The 17390-nt window shown below is 55.2% G+C and carries 18 protein-coding genes and 1 tRNA gene; 13 read left to right on the forward strand and 6 right to left on the reverse strand.

What is annotated here, in order from left to right; translation table 11 throughout:
- Positions 1-13 precede the first annotated feature (13 nt).
- Together rfaE2 and L5220_RS00110 are read left to right on the forward strand one after the other, a co-directional pair.
- A complete protein-coding gene (gene rfaE2, locus L5220_RS00105; protein WP_227517563.1) occupies positions 14-478 on the forward strand; it encodes a D-glycero-beta-D-manno-heptose 1-phosphate adenylyltransferase in 465 nt (154 codons plus the stop codon).
- On the forward strand, positions 472-1185 hold the full coding sequence (locus L5220_RS00110) for a GUN4 N-terminal ARM-like repeat domain-containing protein (RefSeq protein WP_499570859.1): 714 nt from the start codon (positions 472-474) through the stop codon (positions 1183-1185). Before rfaE2 ends, L5220_RS00110 begins: the two co-directional genes overlap by 7 nt.
- 51 nt (positions 1186-1236) lie before the next feature.
- Here the strand turns inward: L5220_RS00110 and L5220_RS00115 are convergent, their stop codons facing one another.
- On the reverse strand, positions 1237-2094 hold the full coding sequence (locus tag L5220_RS00115) for a hypothetical protein (protein WP_499570861.1): 858 nt from the start codon (positions 2092-2094) through the stop codon (positions 1237-1239).
- Positions 2095-2141: 47 nt separating this feature from the next.
- Here L5220_RS00115 and L5220_RS00120 point away from each other — a divergent pair, with 47 nt between their 5' ends.
- Positions 2142-3179 (forward strand): YheT family hydrolase, encoded by a 1038-nt coding sequence (locus tag L5220_RS00120; protein ID WP_499570862.1) that lies wholly within the window; start codon positions 2142-2144, stop codon positions 3177-3179.
- Positions 3180-3406: 227 nt separating this feature from the next.
- Positions 3407-3733 (forward strand): zinc ribbon domain-containing protein, encoded by a 327-nt coding sequence (locus tag L5220_RS00125; protein ID WP_499571435.1) that lies wholly within the window; start codon positions 3407-3409, stop codon positions 3731-3733.
- 103 nt (positions 3734-3836) lie between these two features.
- On the opposite strand, the gene pyrF is transcribed toward L5220_RS00125, so the two are convergent.
- The 3 genes from pyrF to L5220_RS00140 all read right to left on the reverse strand — a co-directional run bounded on the left by pyrF (position 3837) and on the right by L5220_RS00140 (position 6050).
- Entirely contained in the window at positions 3837-4571 is a 735-nt protein-coding gene (gene pyrF, locus L5220_RS00130; RefSeq protein ID WP_448515149.1) for an orotidine-5'-phosphate decarboxylase, read from the reverse strand.
- A gap of 15 nt (positions 4572-4586) precedes the next feature.
- Positions 4587-5168: a DUF3611 family protein gene (locus L5220_RS00135; RefSeq protein WP_099798933.1), complete on the reverse strand. Its 582-nt coding sequence runs from the start codon at positions 5166-5168 to the stop codon at positions 4587-4589.
- 69 nt (positions 5169-5237) lie between these two features.
- Complete coding sequence (locus L5220_RS00140) at positions 5238-6050, reverse strand: sulfurtransferase (RefSeq protein ID WP_499570864.1); 813 nt, start codon at positions 6048-6050, stop codon at positions 5238-5240.
- 107 nt (positions 6051-6157) lie between these two features.
- Here L5220_RS00140 and L5220_RS00145 point away from each other — a divergent pair.
- From L5220_RS00145 to larE, 4 genes are all read left to right on the forward strand, one after another.
- A tRNA-Thr gene (locus L5220_RS00145) sits at positions 6158-6229 on the forward strand.
- Positions 6230-6244: 15 nt separating this feature from the next.
- Positions 6245-6697, forward strand: a complete 453-nt coding sequence (locus L5220_RS00150) for a RuvC family protein (RefSeq protein WP_448515151.1) — start codon at positions 6245-6247, stop codon at positions 6695-6697.
- A 26-nt stretch (positions 6698-6723) separates the two neighbouring features.
- Positions 6724-8751 carry a ribonuclease catalytic domain-containing protein gene (locus tag L5220_RS00155; RefSeq protein ID WP_499570867.1) on the forward strand — a complete coding sequence of 676 codons (2028 nt, stop codon included), beginning with the start codon at positions 6724-6726 and terminating at the stop codon, positions 8749-8751.
- A 24-nt stretch (positions 8752-8775) separates the two neighbouring features.
- On the forward strand, positions 8776-9594 hold the full coding sequence (larE, locus tag L5220_RS00160; RefSeq protein ID WP_448515153.1) for an ATP-dependent sacrificial sulfur transferase LarE: 819 nt from the start codon (positions 8776-8778) through the stop codon (positions 9592-9594).
- On the opposite strand, the gene L5220_RS00165 is transcribed toward larE, so the two are convergent.
- Positions 9560-11083: an ATP-dependent DNA helicase gene (locus L5220_RS00165; RefSeq protein ID WP_499570869.1), complete on the reverse strand. Its 1524-nt coding sequence runs from the start codon at positions 11081-11083 to the stop codon at positions 9560-9562. The two genes, larE and L5220_RS00165, sit on opposite strands and share 35 nt — an antisense overlap.
- A gap of 41 nt (positions 11084-11124) precedes the next feature.
- Positions 11125-12606 carry a UDP-N-acetylmuramoyl-L-alanyl-D-glutamate--2,6-diaminopimelate ligase gene (locus tag L5220_RS00170; protein WP_499570871.1) on the reverse strand — a complete coding sequence of 494 codons (1482 nt, stop codon included), beginning with the start codon at positions 12604-12606 and terminating at the stop codon, positions 11125-11127.
- Between the two features lie 243 nt (positions 12607-12849).
- Between L5220_RS00170 and L5220_RS00175 the strand changes: the two genes are divergently transcribed.
- From L5220_RS00175 to rpsG, 5 genes are all read left to right on the forward strand, one after another.
- Positions 12850-13974: a class I SAM-dependent methyltransferase gene (locus L5220_RS00175; protein WP_499570873.1), complete on the forward strand. Its 1125-nt coding sequence runs from the start codon at positions 12850-12852 to the stop codon at positions 13972-13974.
- Positions 13975-14038: 64 nt separating this feature from the next.
- Positions 14039-15535 carry a leucyl aminopeptidase gene (locus L5220_RS00180; RefSeq protein WP_499570874.1) on the forward strand — a complete coding sequence of 499 codons (1497 nt, stop codon included), beginning with the start codon at positions 14039-14041 and terminating at the stop codon, positions 15533-15535.
- Positions 15536-15541: 6 nt separating this feature from the next.
- Entirely contained in the window at positions 15542-16267 is a 726-nt protein-coding gene (locus tag L5220_RS00185) for an RsmE family RNA methyltransferase (protein WP_099798391.1), read from the forward strand.
- A 129-nt stretch (positions 16268-16396) separates the two neighbouring features.
- A complete protein-coding gene (rpsL, locus tag L5220_RS00190; RefSeq protein ID WP_099798390.1) occupies positions 16397-16801 on the forward strand; it encodes a 30S ribosomal protein S12 in 405 nt (134 codons plus the stop codon).
- Positions 16802-16879: 78 nt separating this feature from the next.
- A complete protein-coding gene (gene rpsG, locus L5220_RS00195) occupies positions 16880-17350 on the forward strand; it encodes a 30S ribosomal protein S7 (protein WP_099798389.1) in 471 nt (156 codons plus the stop codon).
- Positions 17351-17390: the final 40 nt, after the last annotated feature.

The raw sequence follows: 17390 nt of genomic DNA on the forward strand, positions 1-17390 counted from the left end.
TCTTGCAGATCTGGTGCGGGAGATTGAGGCAGCGCCGGAGGACTGGCGACCCCTCGTTTTTACCAATGGCTGTTTTGATTTACTCCATGCCGGTCATGTCCGTTACCTCAAGGCAGCGCGAGCACTGGGACGGCGGTTAGTGGTTGGCCTCAACAGCGATCGCTCGGTGGCTGCCTTAAAACCAAACCGACCAATTATTGCCGAACAACAGCGGGCAGAGGTACTGGCTGGTTTACGATCAGTAGATGCAGTGGTCGTGTTTGGCGATCGCACCGCCATTCCTCTGATTGAAGTGCTCCAGCCGGAGATCTACGTCAAGGGGGGAGACTATGAACTGGAGACCCTACCGGAAGCTGAAACGGTGCTCCGCTATGGCGGCCGCATTGAGTTAATCATGGTGGAAGTACCCAGTTCAACAACGGCGATTGTACAGCGCATTCTACAGTTGCAAGGGGAGGACTCAAGGGGGGCATGGTAGCCACGAATACAGCCTTAGCCAATTTACGCACACAGTTGTACAGCGGCAACGAGAAGCAACAGCTCGCCGCTTTGAACACTTTAAGTACCGTTGGTGTTGAGGGCTACCCATTGCTGCAAGAATTTTTACAAGCCAGCACAACCCTAGACCCCGTCCCTCCGCTTTGGATTCGTGGTCAAACCTATCGCCTGCTGGTGCAGGCAGAGGATGCAGGTGTCAAAGCGTTTTTAAGTCAGCACTATCCTGCGGGAGTGCTGCCCCTCCTGTCAGAGCGGCAGATAGATTATCGTCCGCTAGCCGAGCGACTGGTGCACCTAGAGTTTGAAGCCGCCGATCGCCTCACTAGCCAAACCCTATGCGTACTCGCGGGGGCAGCAGCACAAAAGCGTGGTTGGCTGTACTTTACAGAAGTAGAGCAACTGCCCGTCACCGACTTGCAAACTATTGATCAGTTATGGCTGACCTTTTCCTTGGGGCGGTTTGGCTATTCCGTGCAGCGGCAACTCTGGCTGGGCTGTGGTCAAAACTGGGATCGGCTTTGGGAAAAAATTGGCTGGCGTAATGGCAAAAAGTGGCCGCGCTACCCCAGCGAATTTATCTGGGACTTGAGTGCCCCCCGCGGACACTTACCCCTGACGAATCAACTGCGAGGGGTACAGCTTATTAATGCTCTCCTGAATCACCCCGCATGGCAGTACTCCCCTTGAGGTTTGGGGGGGAGCTTGGTGGCCTGCGTTTTACCCCCTAGCAGGAGGATGTCACAGGCTTTGACCAACGGCTAAGGAGCGAACCTCTCCCTGTCGCCGAAACACCGCCCGCTGATTTTGAATTTGTACCAATTGCCAACCGTCGTTCCCAACGCTATCGCCCACACTCAGGCGCAGGGTTTCGCCATTGGTTTGAATCAGAGCCACGGAGCGCTCCCCAAGCTCGAGAACGCCAACCAAGGTATGCTGAGGAGCCGGTGGAGCGATCGGGGCAGTGGCAACTGTATCAGTCGGCATCGGTGATGGCGCAGTTACGGTGGGGAGTTGGGGCACCGAGACTGCCGGAGCATTAGGGGGCTGATAAATAGGGACGTAAATACGTTCAACTGTCGGTGACGGGGCAGATGGGGGAACCGTTGCGGACGCAATGGTTGTAGCGGGTGTTGGGGAGGGCTGCTGACTCAAAAGCTGAAGAGAGGTTTGCAGATATTCCGCAAAGGCAATATCGGCAGCCGGTGTTGTGGCCACCTCAGGTGCAACCACTGCCGTAGGTTGGCGAGCGCCACTAATCCATAACCCCACGCTAAGGACAAAGGAGGCAATGCCAACCCCCATTAAAAAGCGATCGCGCCATGAAAAGTCGGTATTCAGGTGTAGCTTATGGGAACGCTCTGGAGCGAGAACCGCTGTTGAGTGGGGGGCTGCCAACGGTTCATAGGGGACTAAAACCGTCGTTGCAGAGGCGTCATGCGGGTCTAAAACCGCCGCAAACTCGATGGGTGTCTCTGCCTCAACCTCAGCAAACACTTCATCAATTAGACGATTCGCCTGAACATCTGTTAAGCAGGTTTCTACGGCATAGCGATCTGCCTCGTTGCTACGCCAAGAGGGATCATCGCTCTGCGTCATAGCCTATGCCTCACAATGATGACCAAGTGTAATACGGAAACTACGCCTTGCCTAACCTATCTATGCAATCCAATGCCTACTGGCCACCCCTAGGGTTGCGATCGCCCATTGCCCACACCATTTTTACCGCCTATGGTCAGCGCTATGGCTGTCCCTATCGCTGGCACCCCCAGCAGGAGCATCTCTTTGCAGGAGCGCAAGGGGTGCCCCTTTACGGCCAAGGGTGTCGGGTTCCCCACGCCCGAGGCACCCTTATTGCCACCTACGGTATTACCGGAGATCTGACGAATCAGTGGTATTTGCATACCCTTGCCCACTGGGGGCAGCAACGGCAGTTCGATGTGGTTCTGTTTGACTGGCGCGCCCATGGTCGCAGCGGCCACCTCTCGCCCACCCTCACCAGCGATGGTCTATACGAAGGCAAGGATTTATGCTTGATTGCCCAGCAGTGTAATGAACTGGGATACACCGCTCCCTACTGGTTGGTCGGCTATTCCCTTGGGGGGCAATTGGCCTTGTGGGGCGCGTGGTTCGCCCAAGGCACGAACAATGATCTCATTGCTGGGGCAGCGGTGATGTGTCCTAACTTAGACTCGAACCGCTCCTTAGCTCACCTTGGCCAGACGTTTTGGGGGCGGCAATTTGAACGCGCCATTAGTCGTGAACTCCAACGCTTGGCTCAGCAACTCCACGCCGCGCATCCCACCAGCATTGATTTGGCAGCAATTGCAGGCATCAACACCATTGCGGGTTTTGATCGGACACTGGTGATTGAACGCCTTGGCTTTCCATCGGTTGAGGCCTACTACCATGCCAGCAGCCCGCTCCATTTTTTGCCGCAGTTGCGCTTGCCGACTTGGATACTTTACGCTGCCGATGATCCACTGTTTGATCCTGCCTTGGTGCCAGAACTGGTGGCGATCGCCGATCGTAACCCTGCTCTTGAAGTGGTTCTGTGTGAGTATGGTGGGCATGTGGGGTTTGTGAGTGCCCCGACATGTCAAAGGCTCTGGGGGGATCCCGACTACTGTTGGGGAATTCATCGCCTGCTGGATTGGTTAGCAGCCAAAACCATGCAGGTCTAGGTTTGTCATTAGAGGTCTGGTTGGCGGAAGCAGTTCAATGGTGAACAGTTCAAGGAATTGCTACGGGATGAATGAATTCCCAAGCTCTGATCCGGCGCCGTGTTAGTCATGGATCATCTGAGGGCACACAGAGTGTCTGGCATGCAGGCAATGCAATGTTAGCAGCTGTTAGCAGCGGCGAGGGCAACCTTGTTTGTCTGCCTCCCTATTCACCCGAGTTTAACGACATGTCGCAAGAAGTCCCCGATGCTACCGCAGGTGAATCGTGGATCGAAGTCAATCGTTTCTTTCCTTCTTCAAAAACCTGCCATGTTTGCCTGAATCAAGTGAGTAGCCTATCGCTTGAGGTTCGCAATTGGAGGTGTGAGGTTTGCACTACAGAGCATGACCGAGACGTGAACGCTGCGATCAACATCAGAAATGAAGCCTTGCGGATGTCGGAGTTAGGAACTCGCTCTACTGCCTTTGGGAGGGAACGTAAGTCATCTGGTAAAACGTCGGTTTTGTTAGATGCTGTCCCCGTTGAACAAGGAAGCCGCTTATCTATTGCGTAGCAATGATGAGCGGTAGTTCACGCCTAGTATCTACTCCATTTATACTGCATTGAGCCATATAATGGTGGCTAAAGCCACTATCGATTTATCTCGATAGCTAAAGCTAGGGGTTTGCGTCTCGTTTTTCGGTCAGGCAACGCTGGCAAATGTCCGCAAAGGCTTGGGCAGGATCTGGAGCCGTGAGAATCGGGCGACCTATCACCAAGTAGGAGGCGCCAGCAGCAAAGGCTGCCTCTGGCGTTAGCGATCGCGCCTGATCAGCGGTTGCCGTTCCCGTTGGCCGAATCCCCGGACACACCCGTAAAAAGGATTCCCCCCACAGGGTTTTAATCTGAGCAGCTTCCTGGGCAGAGCAGACAATTCCCCCTAGGCCTGCTTCGTAGGCAAGGCTGGCCATACGCTTGACGTAGGTGGGCACCTCTAGGTCACACTGCAATTGGGTTCGCAAGGTAACTGCATCAATGCTGGTGAGGAGGGTAACCCCAAGGAGTTGGGTGGGGGTATGCGCCAGCGCCGCCTGAGCCGCCTGTAACCCCGCCAGCCCCGTAGCGGTGTGAATAGTTAGGAAGTCAACCCCAAAGGGGGCGATCGCCCGGGCTGCCGCAGCAACGGTATTGGGAATGTCGTGGAGTTTGAGATCTAGGAAAATACGTTTTTCCTCGGCTTTGAGCACCTCAAGAATGGCTGGGCCAGTAGCACAAAAGAGCTCCAGCCCAACTTTCCAGAATTGCACTTGAGGTAGCGCCTTCAGGGTGGCGATCGCCTCGGAGAGGGTGGGCACATCCAGAGCAACAATAATTTTTGCAGCAACAGCAGTAGGGGACTCAAACACAGACATTTAGAGAAAACAGGTTTAGAGAGGACGGCGCACACAACGTAAGAGCCACAGAGCCACAATAATACCCGTCAGTTGCGCCGCAATGGTATTCACCTTGGCCTGAATAATGAAAATTTCCAAGGGTTCAATGAGCACATTCGTTGCATAGACCGCAGCCCCTTGGGGAATCGACAACACCTTCAGCAGCAACATCCCCACATTCCATTCAGCCGCTGCCACCGTAAAGATCATCCCCGCCACATTCACCCACAACCCAATATTTAAGCTGCGAATAACGTGCTCCTTGGTGGGTCGGTTTTCTGGGCGATCTAAGCGGCGCCCCAGTTGCGGATAGCGATAGCAGCAGTAAATACTCACCCCCAAAAAGACTAAGCCAATAATGGCCAGTACCAAGCCTAAGGTGGGACTGCCCTGGGATCGATTGAGGTTGAAACTGCGGCTAAAGATGACAATAATCACAATCAGCAGTGAGACAAACCCCAAGACCACCTGAGTCCAAAAGCCAATCCAGCCAAACCGCTGCAGTTCTTGGCCAAGGCGGTGCAGTGGTTGCGTTGTACTGCGATGAGAGGGGGCGTTACCGGGGAGGCGTTCCATGGGATCTTGTGAGGAATGGCTCAGGCTTGATCATAGCGAATTATCGATGCGGGTCTTTTTATCAGTAGGCTATAGGTAGGCGCACCAGTCACTCCAACTGCCAGCGTAGAGCTTGGTTTGATGGAGACCGGCGATCGCCATCCCCAGAATATCTACACAGGCCGTGACTCCGGATCCGCAATAGACAATAATTTCCGGTGTGTTTGCCAAGGGTTGCCAGTGCCGTTGTAACTCAGCCGTTGGTTTGAGCAACCCATTGGCGTGGGTCATCTCCAACCACGGGTAATTGAGTGCCCCTGGAATATGCCCAGCCACCGGATCAATGGGTTCATGCTCACCCCGGTAGCGGTGCGGCTCCCGTGCATCGACAATGGCGGTTTGTGGCTGTCCTTGAGCCGCAATAACCCCTTGGCGATCCACCACCCATTCTGCTCTGGGGACAGCAACGATGTGCCCCTGACGCACTTCCGGGATCACCGTTGTGGTGGGATAACCTGCGGCAGCGTAATGGCTGTAGCCCCCATCTAACACAGCGACGCGATCGTGCCCCAGCCACCGCAATAACCACCAACACCGAGCCGCATAGGCCAACCGCGAATCATCGTAGGCCACCACCAGGGTTTGTTCCCTCACCCCCATCGACTGTAGGGTTGCGGCTAATCGTTCGGGGTCTGGCAAGGGATGCCGCCCCCCGTACTGCTGCCGCGGACTGGATAAATCCTGCTCCAAGTCTAAGTAGTAGGCACCGAGAATATGGCCCGCGCGGTACTGCTGTTGCCCTCGCTCCGGTGCCATCAAATCAAAGCGACAGTCAATCACTACGACGTTAGGGTCGTCTAGGTGGTTAGCCAGCCAAGCGGCAGTTACGGTATAGGCGCTCATCGACAAACAACAAAGGGTTACTGGCGATCGTACCTTGGAACAGCCAAGCAAAAATTGGGGTTCAAAGTGTTGCCTGCATCGGTTATGATGAAATCTTGATGATTTTTGCCCGTGTAGCTCAGTGGTAGAGCACACCCTTGGTAAGGGTGAGGTCACGAGTTCAATCCTCGTCACGGGCTTGCTGTAGGGAGGGAGTGAGTCAGTCTCAGTTGCTAAGACAGGAGCCAACACCGACCTATGTGGGGTTTGACCCTGGGCGCGACAAATGCGGCCTCGCCCTAGCAACACCGACGGAAATCTGGGCGCATGAGGTGGTTGCCAGCGATCGCGCCCTTGCCCTTGTGCAGCACTGGCAGCGTACCTACGGCATTCGCCAAGTCATTATGGGAAACCAAACCACATCCCAGCATTGGCTGCAAACCTTGCAGGCACACCTGCCAGCCGATGTTGGCATTCACCAAGTGGATGAACGCAACAGTACCCTAGTTGCGCGCGATCGCTATTGGCAGTTATTTCCGCCCCGGGGCGTGCAGAAATTCATTCCTCAGGGGCTGCGGCTCCCTCCCCGTCCCATTGATGACATTGTGGCCATCGTCCTCTTAGAACGTCACTGTGGCCATCAACTGTGCCTCAAGTCCTATAATTAACGGGTTATCGTTGCGGCGCAGCATCTGTGGAGAAAGGCACCCTCATTGAGTTTCGGGTACAGAATCAGCGGCGGTTAGCGACCATCGATCGCCCTGAAGGTAAAAAGCTGTGGATTGCTATGGATCAACACCTGCAATCCCATACCCTACATCCTCGCCACATTACCTTTACCGTTCCCCATGAACGGTTTCGTCCCCAAGATATTCCTGCATTTTGGCAGCAGGTGCAGTCCCTCCTTGATCCTGAGAGCCTTGAAGTCGCATGGGAAATTATCCGCGAAGAGCAGCGTACCATTACCCCGCAGGGGTTAGCGGAACTCTTGTTTGGCGAAACCACTGCCGCCACCTGCTACGCGGCCTATTATTTACTGAGTGAAGACCGTTTTTATTTCAAACTCAAAGGCGAGGTGTACGAGCCTCGCTCTGTGGCTCAAGTGGCAGAGCTAAAGCACCAACATGAGAAGGAAGCCCAACGCTTGGCAGAGGAGGCCACCTTCACGGAACATTTAGCCCAGGCCTTGGCGGGAGAGGCGGTGCAGTGGTCCGCAGGAGATCGCAAGCGCCTTGAACAATTAGAGCGTTATGCTATAGCCATTGAAACCAGTGCCCAGCATCAAGGTGCGGTGGAGTTACTCCGTCAACTAAAGCGACCCACTCAACCCCTTGGTGCCTTTCAACTACTGGTGGATTTGGGGCTGTGGTCAACGCACGAAAATCTTTTTCTGCGCCGTAGCCAGATTCAAGTTGAATTTTCTGCCAAGGTACTTGATGTGGCTCATAACTGCCTAAACTCACCACCAACGGATATAGATGCTGACCTACGCCGGGATCTGACGCATCTGAAGGTCTATACCATTGACGATGAAAGTACCCAAGAAATTGACGATGGTTTGAGTGTTGAAGTCGTGGGCGATCGCCAAAAGCTGTGGATTCATATTGCGGATCCAAGCCGCTGGGTGATGGCCGATGATGTGCTAGACCATGAAGCCCGCCGCCGCGCCACGACCGTGTATTTACCCACGGGCATCATTCCCATGTTTCCCTCGGAGTTGGCCACAGGCCCGATGAGCTTGGTGGAAGGGCGTCTCTGCTGTGCCTTGAGTTTTGGCATCCTCTTGGCCGAGAGCGGCGAAGTCCTCGAATACGAAATTTGCCCAAGCTGGATTCGCCCCACCTACCGCCTAAGCTACGATGATGTGGATATGATCTTAGAGCAGGCGGTGCCCGCCGAAGCCGATCTGCTGGCGATCGCCCACTGGGGCAACCGCCGTAGCCAATGGCGGCAACAGCGCGGCGCCATCCGTATTGATATTCCTGAGCCGAGTATTAAGGTCGCCGGTGAGGAGGTGGAGATCTCCCCGCTGCGGGACTCGCCAGCGCGACAACTGGTTGCGGAAATGATGATTTTAGCTGGCGAAGTAGCAGCGGATTACGGTTTGCGCGAAGGGATTCCCTTGCCCTTTCGCTGTCAATCTCCACCAGAGTTGCCCCCCGACGACGAATTACGCCAACTTCCCGCTGGCGTCGTGCGCGACTGTGCCATTCGTCGCTGTATGCCCCGCAGTGAAATGAGCACCCAGCCTAACCCCCACGCCAGTTTAGGCTTAGATGCCTACTGCCAAGTAACCTCCCCAATCCGTCGCTATACCGATTTGCTGGCGCACCGCCAAATTAAAGCCCATCTGCGCGGCGAAACACCCCCCCTTACCCCAGATCAACTGAACGAACTACTGCTGCGACTCGTTTCCTCCATTCAAGAGTCATCCTTAGTGGAGCGACAAACCAATCGCTACTGGTGCCTTGAGTACCTGCGCCGCCACCGCGATGAAGTGTGGCGGGGAATCTTACTGCGCTGGTTGCGACCAGAGGAGAACCTGGGTTTAGTGCTCTTAGAAGATTTGGGGGTAGAGTTGGCCATGCGTTTGCAGCGCCAAGCAAACTTGGGTGAATCGCTGCTAGTGCGCGCCAGTCGGGTTGATCCCCGCAGTGATCAAATTTGGCTGGAGGAAGTCTCAGAGGTTCCGTCTTCGCCGGCGGCGACGGTTACGCCATAATTCCTTTAGTGAAGGAGATTTGCTATGGGAGTTGAAAAACTTGCTGCCCTACGGCACCTAATTGGGGAACTGGAGCAAGCGCTGATTGCCTATTCCGGTGGTATTGACAGTACCCTTGTGGCAAAGGTGGCCAAGGATGTCTTAGGCGATCGCGCCGTGGCGGTTACCGCAGTGTCTCCCTCGCTCTTTCCTGCGGATCTAGAAGATGCCCGCATTCAAGCAGCGGCCATTGGCATTCGCCATGAACTCATTGAAACCCACGAACTTGAGAATCCCAACTATGCGACCAATCCGGTGAATCGCTGCTACTTTTGCAAAAGTGAGTTGCACGATCGCCTGCGAGGGCTTGCCCAAGAGTGGGGCTACGACTACATTGTGGATGGGGTGAATGCCGATGACCTCCAAGACTATCGTCCGGGCATTGCCGCTGCCAAGGAGCGGGGGGTGCGATCGCCCCTTGCGGAAGTGGGGATCAGTAAGCTAGAGGTGCGCGAAATTGCCAAATCCTTGGGGTTGCCGTGGTGGAATAAGCCTGCCCAACCCTGCCTCAGTTCGCGGTTTCCCTACGGGGAGGCAATTACCCTTGCAAAACTACAGCGAGTGGGGCAGGCCGAGTATTATCTGCGACAGCAGGGCTGGGAACCCTGTCGCGTGCGTAGCCATGGTGACACAGCGCGCATTGAAATCCCCCAAGCGCAAATCCCTGAATTTATTCACCAAACCGATTTAGAAAAACTGGTGCACTATTTTCAATCCTTGGGCTTTACCTACGTAACCCTTGATCTAGAAGGGTTTCGCAGTGGCAACCTCAATGGGGTGATAGCAGCAGGGCGCGATCGCTAACTCGGTTGTAGGGACTCAAACTCTGGAGAATATCGCGGCCATAGGTGCGTTCGGTCAGCCGCCGATCTAAAATAGCCACCCAAGGCTCATCTTGACGCAGGGGCGCAATGATCCGATCCAGCAGGGTCAGGCATTCCGGCAGTAAATAATGGCGAAACCAATCTTGCTGTTGTTGCTTATGCCAGTCAATGCAAGCGCTGACTAGCGCCTTTTCTGGTGAAGGCAACGGCAAGGTAGTCAGCACTAATAGGGTGGGGCAGGGAAACTGCGGCGCAGCCTGCAACCAAAACGTGGGGCTGCTAACCAGAATGGGGTGGGGCTGATCACTCAGGGTATCTAACTGAACGCGCGAGCCATAGAGCGCCGCCAACTGGGTAGCTAACTGCTCCCGCAGCGGCACATCGGGCACGATCACCACCACCGACTGATGCCCAACGCGGCCAATCAGATCGTAGAGCCGTCTGAGGGTGGCTGCTGCAAAGGCTGGCGTATTGGGCAAGGGTAAATCTTCGGCAATGTAGAGGGTGATGGCTTCGCTATGGCGATCGCTACTGAACTTAACGGTGGTTTGCGGTGGAATCGCTAACTGGTGTTGCAAATAGGCTAAGGGTGGCTCAGCATCGGGGCCGCTGCCAATGAGCACAAAGGGCGCAGAAAGCCAAACGGGTTGCCAATAGGGGCGTAGGTTGAGGGGGTGGCTATGGAGGCTAAAGTAGCCAGCAGTGGGATGGCGACGGCTCCACAGCACCGTATCTGGCTGGCCTAAATAGGCCTGTAGCTGCTGCCAACAGGGGGGCAACGTCGCCGAGCAATGATCCAAGAGGGTTTGCAGAAGCTGCCGCTCCAGAGGTGCCAGTAAATAATCGCCGTAGGGGTTGCTGGGGCGTTGGAAAAGCTGGTGTGCCAACTGGGCATAGGTATGGCGAATCTGCTCTAGGGCAGCAGGAGCCGCTAATTTCAGATGCTCCCAATCCGCTGCCCCAATCTCGCAGGTCAAGTACTGTTGGCTGAGTCTGGGTAGTTCTTCAACACCATCAATGAGGGTGACAACCGCCTCAGGCAGTAACTGGGAAGCCGTGCCAAGCTGTGCTGCCACCCACTCCTCGAGGCTCATCACCAGCACCCCGGTGAAGCCGACTGGCCAGCGATCGCCGCGCTGTACCGATTTCGTCACCGCTAGGAAGGAAAGTAACTCTGGAATTTCTTGGTGCAGGAGGGTCGCCAATCGTTGCTCGGGCACGACGACGAGAACGGGTTCGGGATAGAGCAGGGCAGGCAGTAAATAGCTCAGGCCATAACAATGCTGCCAAGCTGCCCGTGCAGTGACCTGAAGCACACACCCCCGCCGTAGCCGCAAGGCACGCGCCACTAATCGCGCCAAGGTGAGATGGTGCGGCCACAGGCGATCGCCCAGATGGGCGCGCCGTAGGCGATCGCCACTGTGGCGTAAAAACGCCCGTAACTGGCGGTGAACCTCGGCCTCAATCACAGTCTGCTCACTGAGCCACAACAATCCCTCATTGTGGCATGTTAGCCGCGCTCCCGTCGCTGTTGCAGTGCTGCTCGCGCTTCTTCGCGATCGTCAAAGTGCACTTTTTCCGTCCCTAAAATTTGATAGTCTTCGTGACCTTTACCGGCAATCACCACCCCATCCCCTGGCTTGGCGTCTAGAATAGCAGAGATGATAGCGGTACGGCGATCGGCTTCAACCATCATCGGGGTTTGGGGCGGAATTCCTGCGATAATATCATCCAAAATCCGGTGTGGGTCTTCGGTGCGCGGGTTGTCGGAGGTCACCACCACCTGATCCGCTAAGCGAGCAGCAATCGCGCCCATTTGTGGTCGTTTGGTGCGATCGCGATCGCCCCCACAGCCAAACACACAAATAAGGCGACCGGGAATAAAAGGACGCGCTGCCCGCAATAAGTTATCGAGGCTATCCGGCGTATGGGCATAGTCCACCAACACCGTAATATCTTGGTCAGGGGCAATACGCACCTGCTCCATGCGACCGGGTACACCGCCAAAATCTTGCAGCGCCTTTAGCATTGACTCTAAGGGCAGTCCCACCGCTGCCCCCATGGCGATCGCCCCCAGGACATTGGCCACATTAAACTGCCCTACTAACGGCGAGTTTAGCGTTCCCGTGCCGATGGGGGTGTGCAGCGTTCCGGTGACACCATTCACCCGATAGGTGAGATCCAGGGCGGTAAAGTCAGCACCCTCCCCAAGGCCATAGGTCCAGACCTGCTCTGGAGCTAATTGCTGCGCCAGCCGCTGCCCAAAGGGATCATCTCGATTAATGATGGCTTTCCCCTTCAGGTACTCTGGCGTAAATAGCTTGGCCTTGGCCGCAAAATAATCCTCTAAATCGCGGTGATAGTCCAGATGATCTTGGGTCAAATTCGTAAACACCGCCGCCTCAAACTGACACCCCCAGACCCGATCCTGCGCCAGCGCATGGGAGCTTACCTCCATCACCCCAAAACGACACCCCGCTGCTACTGCCGCCGCCAACTGCTCTTGCAGCGTCACCGCAAAGGGGGTGGTGTGGCTGGCCACTTCATAATGCCCCGGCCAGCGACTGTAGAGGGTACCCAAGAGTGCCGTGGGATACCCCACCGTGCTCAACAGATGTTCAATCAAATGGGTTGTGGTGGTTTTACCATTGGTGCCCGTTACCCCCAGCAGGCTCAGACGTTGGGCAGGCGTGTTGTAAAATGCCGCAGCCAAGGCACCACAGGCACGCTCAACATTCTCCACCACAATGACACAGGCACTGCCGTCATTGGCCTTTGCTTGGGGAGACACCACCGCAGCGATCGCCCCTGCCGCTAAGGCACTAGGCCAAAAATTGCCGCCATCAACGCGGGTACCGGGCATACCAATGAATAACGTCCCATCTTGGCAGTCCCAAGAGTTAGTGCTGAGGTGCTGCACCTCTTGCTCCAGCGCAGGATGCTCAATTGTCGTAGCAATCTGGGCAGCATTAAGAAGTTCCCGTAGCTTCATCGATGCATGTCCTCAAATTTACGGGGGGTTTCCCCCTATTGCGAGCGATTCTAAACCATCATGCCCTGATTACAGGCAATTTCACGAACATCATCACTGCGCAGCGGCGGATTCCAGATACCCTGTCAAGTGATGGGTAACGTTAGCTGAAGCACTATCCGCTGCATGGGTGGCCAAGGAGTCGCTTGAAAAATAAGCGGTATAGTAAGAAACAGCAAGAATTATGAAGTTTAGTGAAGTGTCATGCACGTTGCGCCCTTTGCCTCTGATCTGCCGCTGATCAACGAAGCCTTGCGGTCGAGCTACCAAGCTGTCCAGTGGGGAAAGAATATCCTAGCGATCGCCCACAAAACCCTGAGTGCACGCCTGTTTAACAGCCTTTTTCCCACAGAAGAGCGCACACAGCCCCTCAGCCCCGAATTGCAGACTTGGTTAAAGGAGCGCTACGAAGCCCTGCTCAATAGTGACTGGCAGGATGCCGCCGCTGGATTTTATCCGGCAAGCCTTTTATTTGATGGGCTTTGGCAGGAATTTTGGCAGTTTTATCCGGTTCTGTGGCTGGATTTACCCCAAATGTGGCAGCGGGCGCGATCGCGGCGGTTTCAGGATTTTGCAGACACGATTTCCCTAGATGCCTATCCGCAGTACTACCGCCAAAACTTCCACTACCAAACCGATGGCTATCTCAGCGAAACCTCGGCCAATCTGTACGATCTACAGGTCGAAATCCTCTTTGGCGGCACAGCGGACGCGATGCGGCGGCGGGTTATTGCCCCCATTGCTCGGCACCTGCAGATCCTTCCCCCCACCCCACCAGTGCGGGTTCTAGATGTTGCCTGCGGCACAGGACGCACCCTCAAACAATTGCGCTACGGATTTCCAGAGGCAGCCCTGTTTGGCATTGATTTGTCCCCCACCTACCTGCGCAAAGCCAACAGCTTACTGGCCGAGCAAGTGGGAGACCTCCCTCAACTCATTCAAGGTAGCGCCGAGGCATTGCCCTACATTGACAACTACTTCAATGCCATTACCTGCGTGTTCCTCTTCCATGAACTGCCAGCTCCCGTGCGACAACAGGTGATTGACGAATGCGCACGGGTGCTCCAGCCCGGCGGCATATTTGTCATCTGCGATTCAATTCAGGCCATTGATTCACCAGCGCAGCGGCCTATGATGGAGAACTTTGCCAACCTATTCCATGAACCCTTTTACCGCAACTATATTGAAGATGATCTCAACCATCGTCTAGAAAAAGCTGGTCTGGTGGTGCAGGAGGTGCAGCACCACTTCATGAGCAAGTACTGGATTGCAGTTAAACCCCAAGAGCGTGCCGATTCATCGCTAGCGGGAGCCATCCCCCCGCTCTAGACGGCAGGGTATGCCGTGAGGCAAGATAAATTGAGCCATTCAACGTAAAAGACCTAAAAACGTAATGCAACTGCAAACGGTTTCTACACCTATCCCCGACTGGTCCGGTGATTTGTTGGCGATCGCCCTTTTTCAAAGCGAAGGTACCCTGACCCTCACCGATCCCTACATCCAGCTTGACCAACGCCTCAATGGTCTGCTGCAGGAGATGATTAACGACGGTGAGTTTGAGGGCAAAGCCGGTACATCGTTGCTCATCCGGTTGCTACCGAACGTTCCCATTAAAAAGCTGTTTCTGATTGGGTTGGGCAGTCGCGATGAATTTACGCTGGATACCCTGCGCCGCACCGCCGCCACCATTGCCCGAACCGCCCGTCGCGAACGGGCAAAAACCCTAGCCATTACTGCCCCTGCCGAGAGCATGGATTGGGGGGAAATGAGCCAAGCCTTAGCCGAGGGAGTGCTCCTAGCCCTGCACAGTGATCTGCGCTTTAAGTCTGATCCAGAAGCACGCAAACTCCTGCCCTACCCAGACAGCGTTAGCCTTTTAGGGCTAGGGGAGCAGACGGCAGCCATCGCCCGTGCCCAACAGATCTGCGATGGCGTCATTCTGGCGCGGGAACTGGTGAATGCCCCAGCCAACGAGGTTACTCCAGTCACTTTGGCGGAAACAGCTCAAACCATTGCCGATCGCCATGGCCTCACCGCCAAAATTCTCGAGCGGGACGACTGTGCTGCCTTGGGGATGGGTGCTTTTTTAGGGGTTGCCCAAGCCTCAGAGATGCCACCCAAGTTCATCCACCTCACCTACACTGGCGCCGAGCCAATTCAGAAAAAAATTGCCCTCATCGGTAAAGGGCTAACCTTTGATTCCGGTGGCCTCAATCTCAAAACCCAAGGCGGCATTGAAACCATGAAGATGGACATGGGGGGAGCCGCCGCAGTGCTGGGGGCAGCGCAAGTCATTGGCCAATTGAAACCCGCAGGTATTGAGGTTCACTTTATTGTTGCTGCCACCGAAAACATGATTAGTGGCCGGGCGATGCATCCGGGGGATATTCTGACGGCATCTAACGGCAAGACCATTGAAGTGAATAATACCGACGCTGAAGGCCGCCTCACCCTTGCCGATGCCCTAGTGTATGCCGAAAAGCTAGGAGTGGATGCCATTGTGGATTTGGCGACCTTGACGGGGGCTTGCATTGTTGCCCTTGGGGACACGATTGCCGGACTCTGGAGTAACGATGCTGACTTAGCCAAAGCCCTGCAACAGGCCAGCGATCGCAGCGGCGAAAAGCTGTGGCAAATGCCCTTAGAAAGCAAGTATTTTGAAGGGATGAAATCCCAAGTGGCCGACATGAAAAACACAGGCCCACGCGCCGCTGGCTCCATTACAGCCGCCCTGTTTTTACAGCAATTTGTCAACAACACCCCTTGGGCACACTTGGATATTGCTGGGCCAGTTTGGACTGAAAAAGAAGATGGCTACAATAACCCCTGTGGCACTGGCTATCCTGTGCGCACCTTAGTAGAGTGGTTAACTAGCTACGCCACTCCTTAGCCTCCCATGCGATCGCCCCAACGCTTGGTGGTTGACCCAAGCCAAATTCAGGAGCAGGTTGTTACCCTAACCCCTGCCCAAGCCCACTACCTCCACCATGTGCTGCGCCTAAAACCCACTGATCCCCTGTGGATTCTGGATGGCCACGGTCACCGCTGGCAGGCGCAATTGGGGGGCGATCGCACCACGGTTCAGTTACTAGACGCCCACTGCGGCCACAGTGAACTAGCCACGGAGATTATCCTCTGCCTAGCTCTATTGAAAACGGCAACCTTTGAACAGGTGCTCCAGCAGGCCACCGAACTAGGGGTCAGGCAAATTATCCCCATCCGCACAGCGCGATCGCTCCTCCAGCCCAGTGCCAATAAATATCAACGCTGGCGGCGCATCCTCCAAGAAGCTGCCGAACAATCCGAGCGCCTCTACGTACCCACAATTACCGATCCGTTAACGGTGCCCGCCATGGTTGAGGTTGCCCCCCAGGGCTATATTGGCAGCCTGCGCGCTACCACCCTATTCGCCGACTACCTAGCAGGGATGAACTTTAACGCCCCAATTGCCGTGGCGATCGGGCCTGAAGGCGGTTGGACAACCCCAGAACTGGATTTAGTCCTCAGTGCTGGTTGGCAAGAATTCTCCTTAGGACGGCGCACTCTCCGAGCCGTAACCGCGGCGATCGCCACCCTCAGCCTGCTGAGCCACTACAGCGAACAGCACCACCCCACAATGTAAGCCAGCCCTCCATCACCTACCCCGCCCCATAGGCAGATAGGACGTTCCGCCCCCTCAGTGAACGTGGCATTGACAACGTCACTTTAACCTCGATACACTAGAAGTTCGGTGAAATTAACGTAAGCAGCAATGCCCACCATCCAGCAACTTATCCGCCAAGAGCGGGAACTGTTGAAAAAGAAAACAAAATCACCAGCCCTCAAAAGCTGTCCGCAGCGGCGCGGTGTCTGTACCCGGGTCTATACCACCACGCCCAAAAAGCCCAACTCGGCACTGCGCAAAGTCGCACGGGTACGCCTTACTTCTGGCTTTGAAGTTACCGCCTATATCCCCGGTATTGGCCATAACCTACAAGAGCACTCCGTTGTTATGATTCGTGGTGGCCGGGTCAAAGACCTGCCCGGTGTTCGCTACCATATTATTCGCGGTACCCTCGACACTGCTGGGGTCAAAGATCGCAAGCAAGGTCGCTCCAAATACGGTGCCAAGCGCCCAAAACCCGGTGAAGCCACTGCCACCGGCAAGAAGAAATAGTTCTATCCTCCTAGTTTTAACTCAGTCCACCCTAGATTGGCCCCATTCATCATCCACTAGAGCAAACGCAAAACTCCTATGTCTCGTCGCACTCGCGCTCAAAAACGCCCCACCTCCCCTGATCCGGTGTACAACAACATTTTGGTGAACATGCTGATCCAGCGGATCATGCTGAACGGCAAAAAATCCCTAGCCAGCCGTATCGTCTATAGCGCGATGAAAACAGTAGAAGAGCGAACCGGAGAAGATGCCCTGCAACTTTTTGAGCGCGCCATCAAAAATGCCACCCCCCTTGTAGAAGTCAAAGCCCGGCGGGTTGGCGGCGCTACCTATCAAGTTCCTATGGAAGTACGCCCCGATCGCGGCATTGCCCTAGCATTGCGCTGGTTAGTGCAGTTTTCCCGCAAGCGAGCAGGTCGTTCCATGGCTGCCAAACTAGCCAACGAACTGATGGATGCAGCGAATGAAACCGGTAGCACCATCCGTAAACGGGAAGAAACCCACAAAATGGCCGAAGCGAATAAAGCGTTTGCCCACTATCGCTATTAAACGCCGCAAAATGCAACAACCCGTCAAAGAGTTGGATACA

This window comes from Synechococcus sp. PCC 6716 (assembly GCF_022570815.1).
In the GTDB taxonomy this organism is placed as follows: Bacteria; Cyanobacteriota; Cyanobacteriia; order Thermosynechococcales; family Thermosynechococcaceae; genus Thermosynechococcus; species Thermosynechococcus lividus.

What these genes read in the sequence shown, in the direction of transcription:
- L5220_RS00170 (WP_499570871.1), bottom strand. Translation starts at nt 12,606, where the DNA reads ATGAAGCTACGGGAACTTCTTAATGCTGCCCAGATTGCTACGACAATT.
- L5220_RS00125 (WP_499571435.1), top strand. Translation starts at nt 3,407, where the DNA reads ATGTCGCAAGAAGTCCCCGATGCTACCGCAGGTGAATCGTGGATCGAA.
- L5220_RS00180 (WP_499570874.1), top strand. Translation starts at nt 14,039, where the DNA reads ATGCAACTGCAAACGGTTTCTACACCTATCCCCGACTGGTCCGGTGAT.
- rpsG (WP_099798389.1), top strand. Translation starts at nt 16,880, where the DNA reads ATGTCTCGTCGCACTCGCGCTCAAAAACGCCCCACCTCCCCTGATCCG.
- L5220_RS00110 (WP_499570859.1), top strand. Translation starts at nt 472, where the DNA reads ATGGTAGCCACGAATACAGCCTTAGCCAATTTACGCACACAGTTGTAC.
- L5220_RS00115 (WP_499570861.1), bottom strand. Translation starts at nt 2,094, where the DNA reads ATGACGCAGAGCGATGATCCCTCTTGGCGTAGCAACGAGGCAGATCGC.
- L5220_RS00175 (WP_499570873.1), top strand. Translation starts at nt 12,850, where the DNA reads ATGCACGTTGCGCCCTTTGCCTCTGATCTGCCGCTGATCAACGAAGCC.
- L5220_RS00140 (WP_499570864.1), bottom strand. Translation starts at nt 6,050, where the DNA reads ATGAGCGCCTATACCGTAACTGCCGCTTGGCTGGCTAACCACCTAGAC.
- rpsL (WP_099798390.1), top strand. Translation starts at nt 16,397, where the DNA reads ATGCCCACCATCCAGCAACTTATCCGCCAAGAGCGGGAACTGTTGAAA.
- larE (WP_448515153.1), top strand. Translation starts at nt 8,776, where the DNA reads ATGGGAGTTGAAAAACTTGCTGCCCTACGGCACCTAATTGGGGAACTG.
- pyrF (WP_448515149.1), bottom strand. Translation starts at nt 4,571, where the DNA reads ATGTCTGTGTTTGAGTCCCCTACTGCTGTTGCTGCAAAAATTATTGTT.
- L5220_RS00185 (WP_099798391.1), top strand. Translation starts at nt 15,542, where the DNA reads ATGCGATCGCCCCAACGCTTGGTGGTTGACCCAAGCCAAATTCAGGAG.
- L5220_RS00135 (WP_099798933.1), bottom strand. Translation starts at nt 5,168, where the DNA reads ATGGAACGCCTCCCCGGTAACGCCCCCTCTCATCGCAGTACAACGCAA.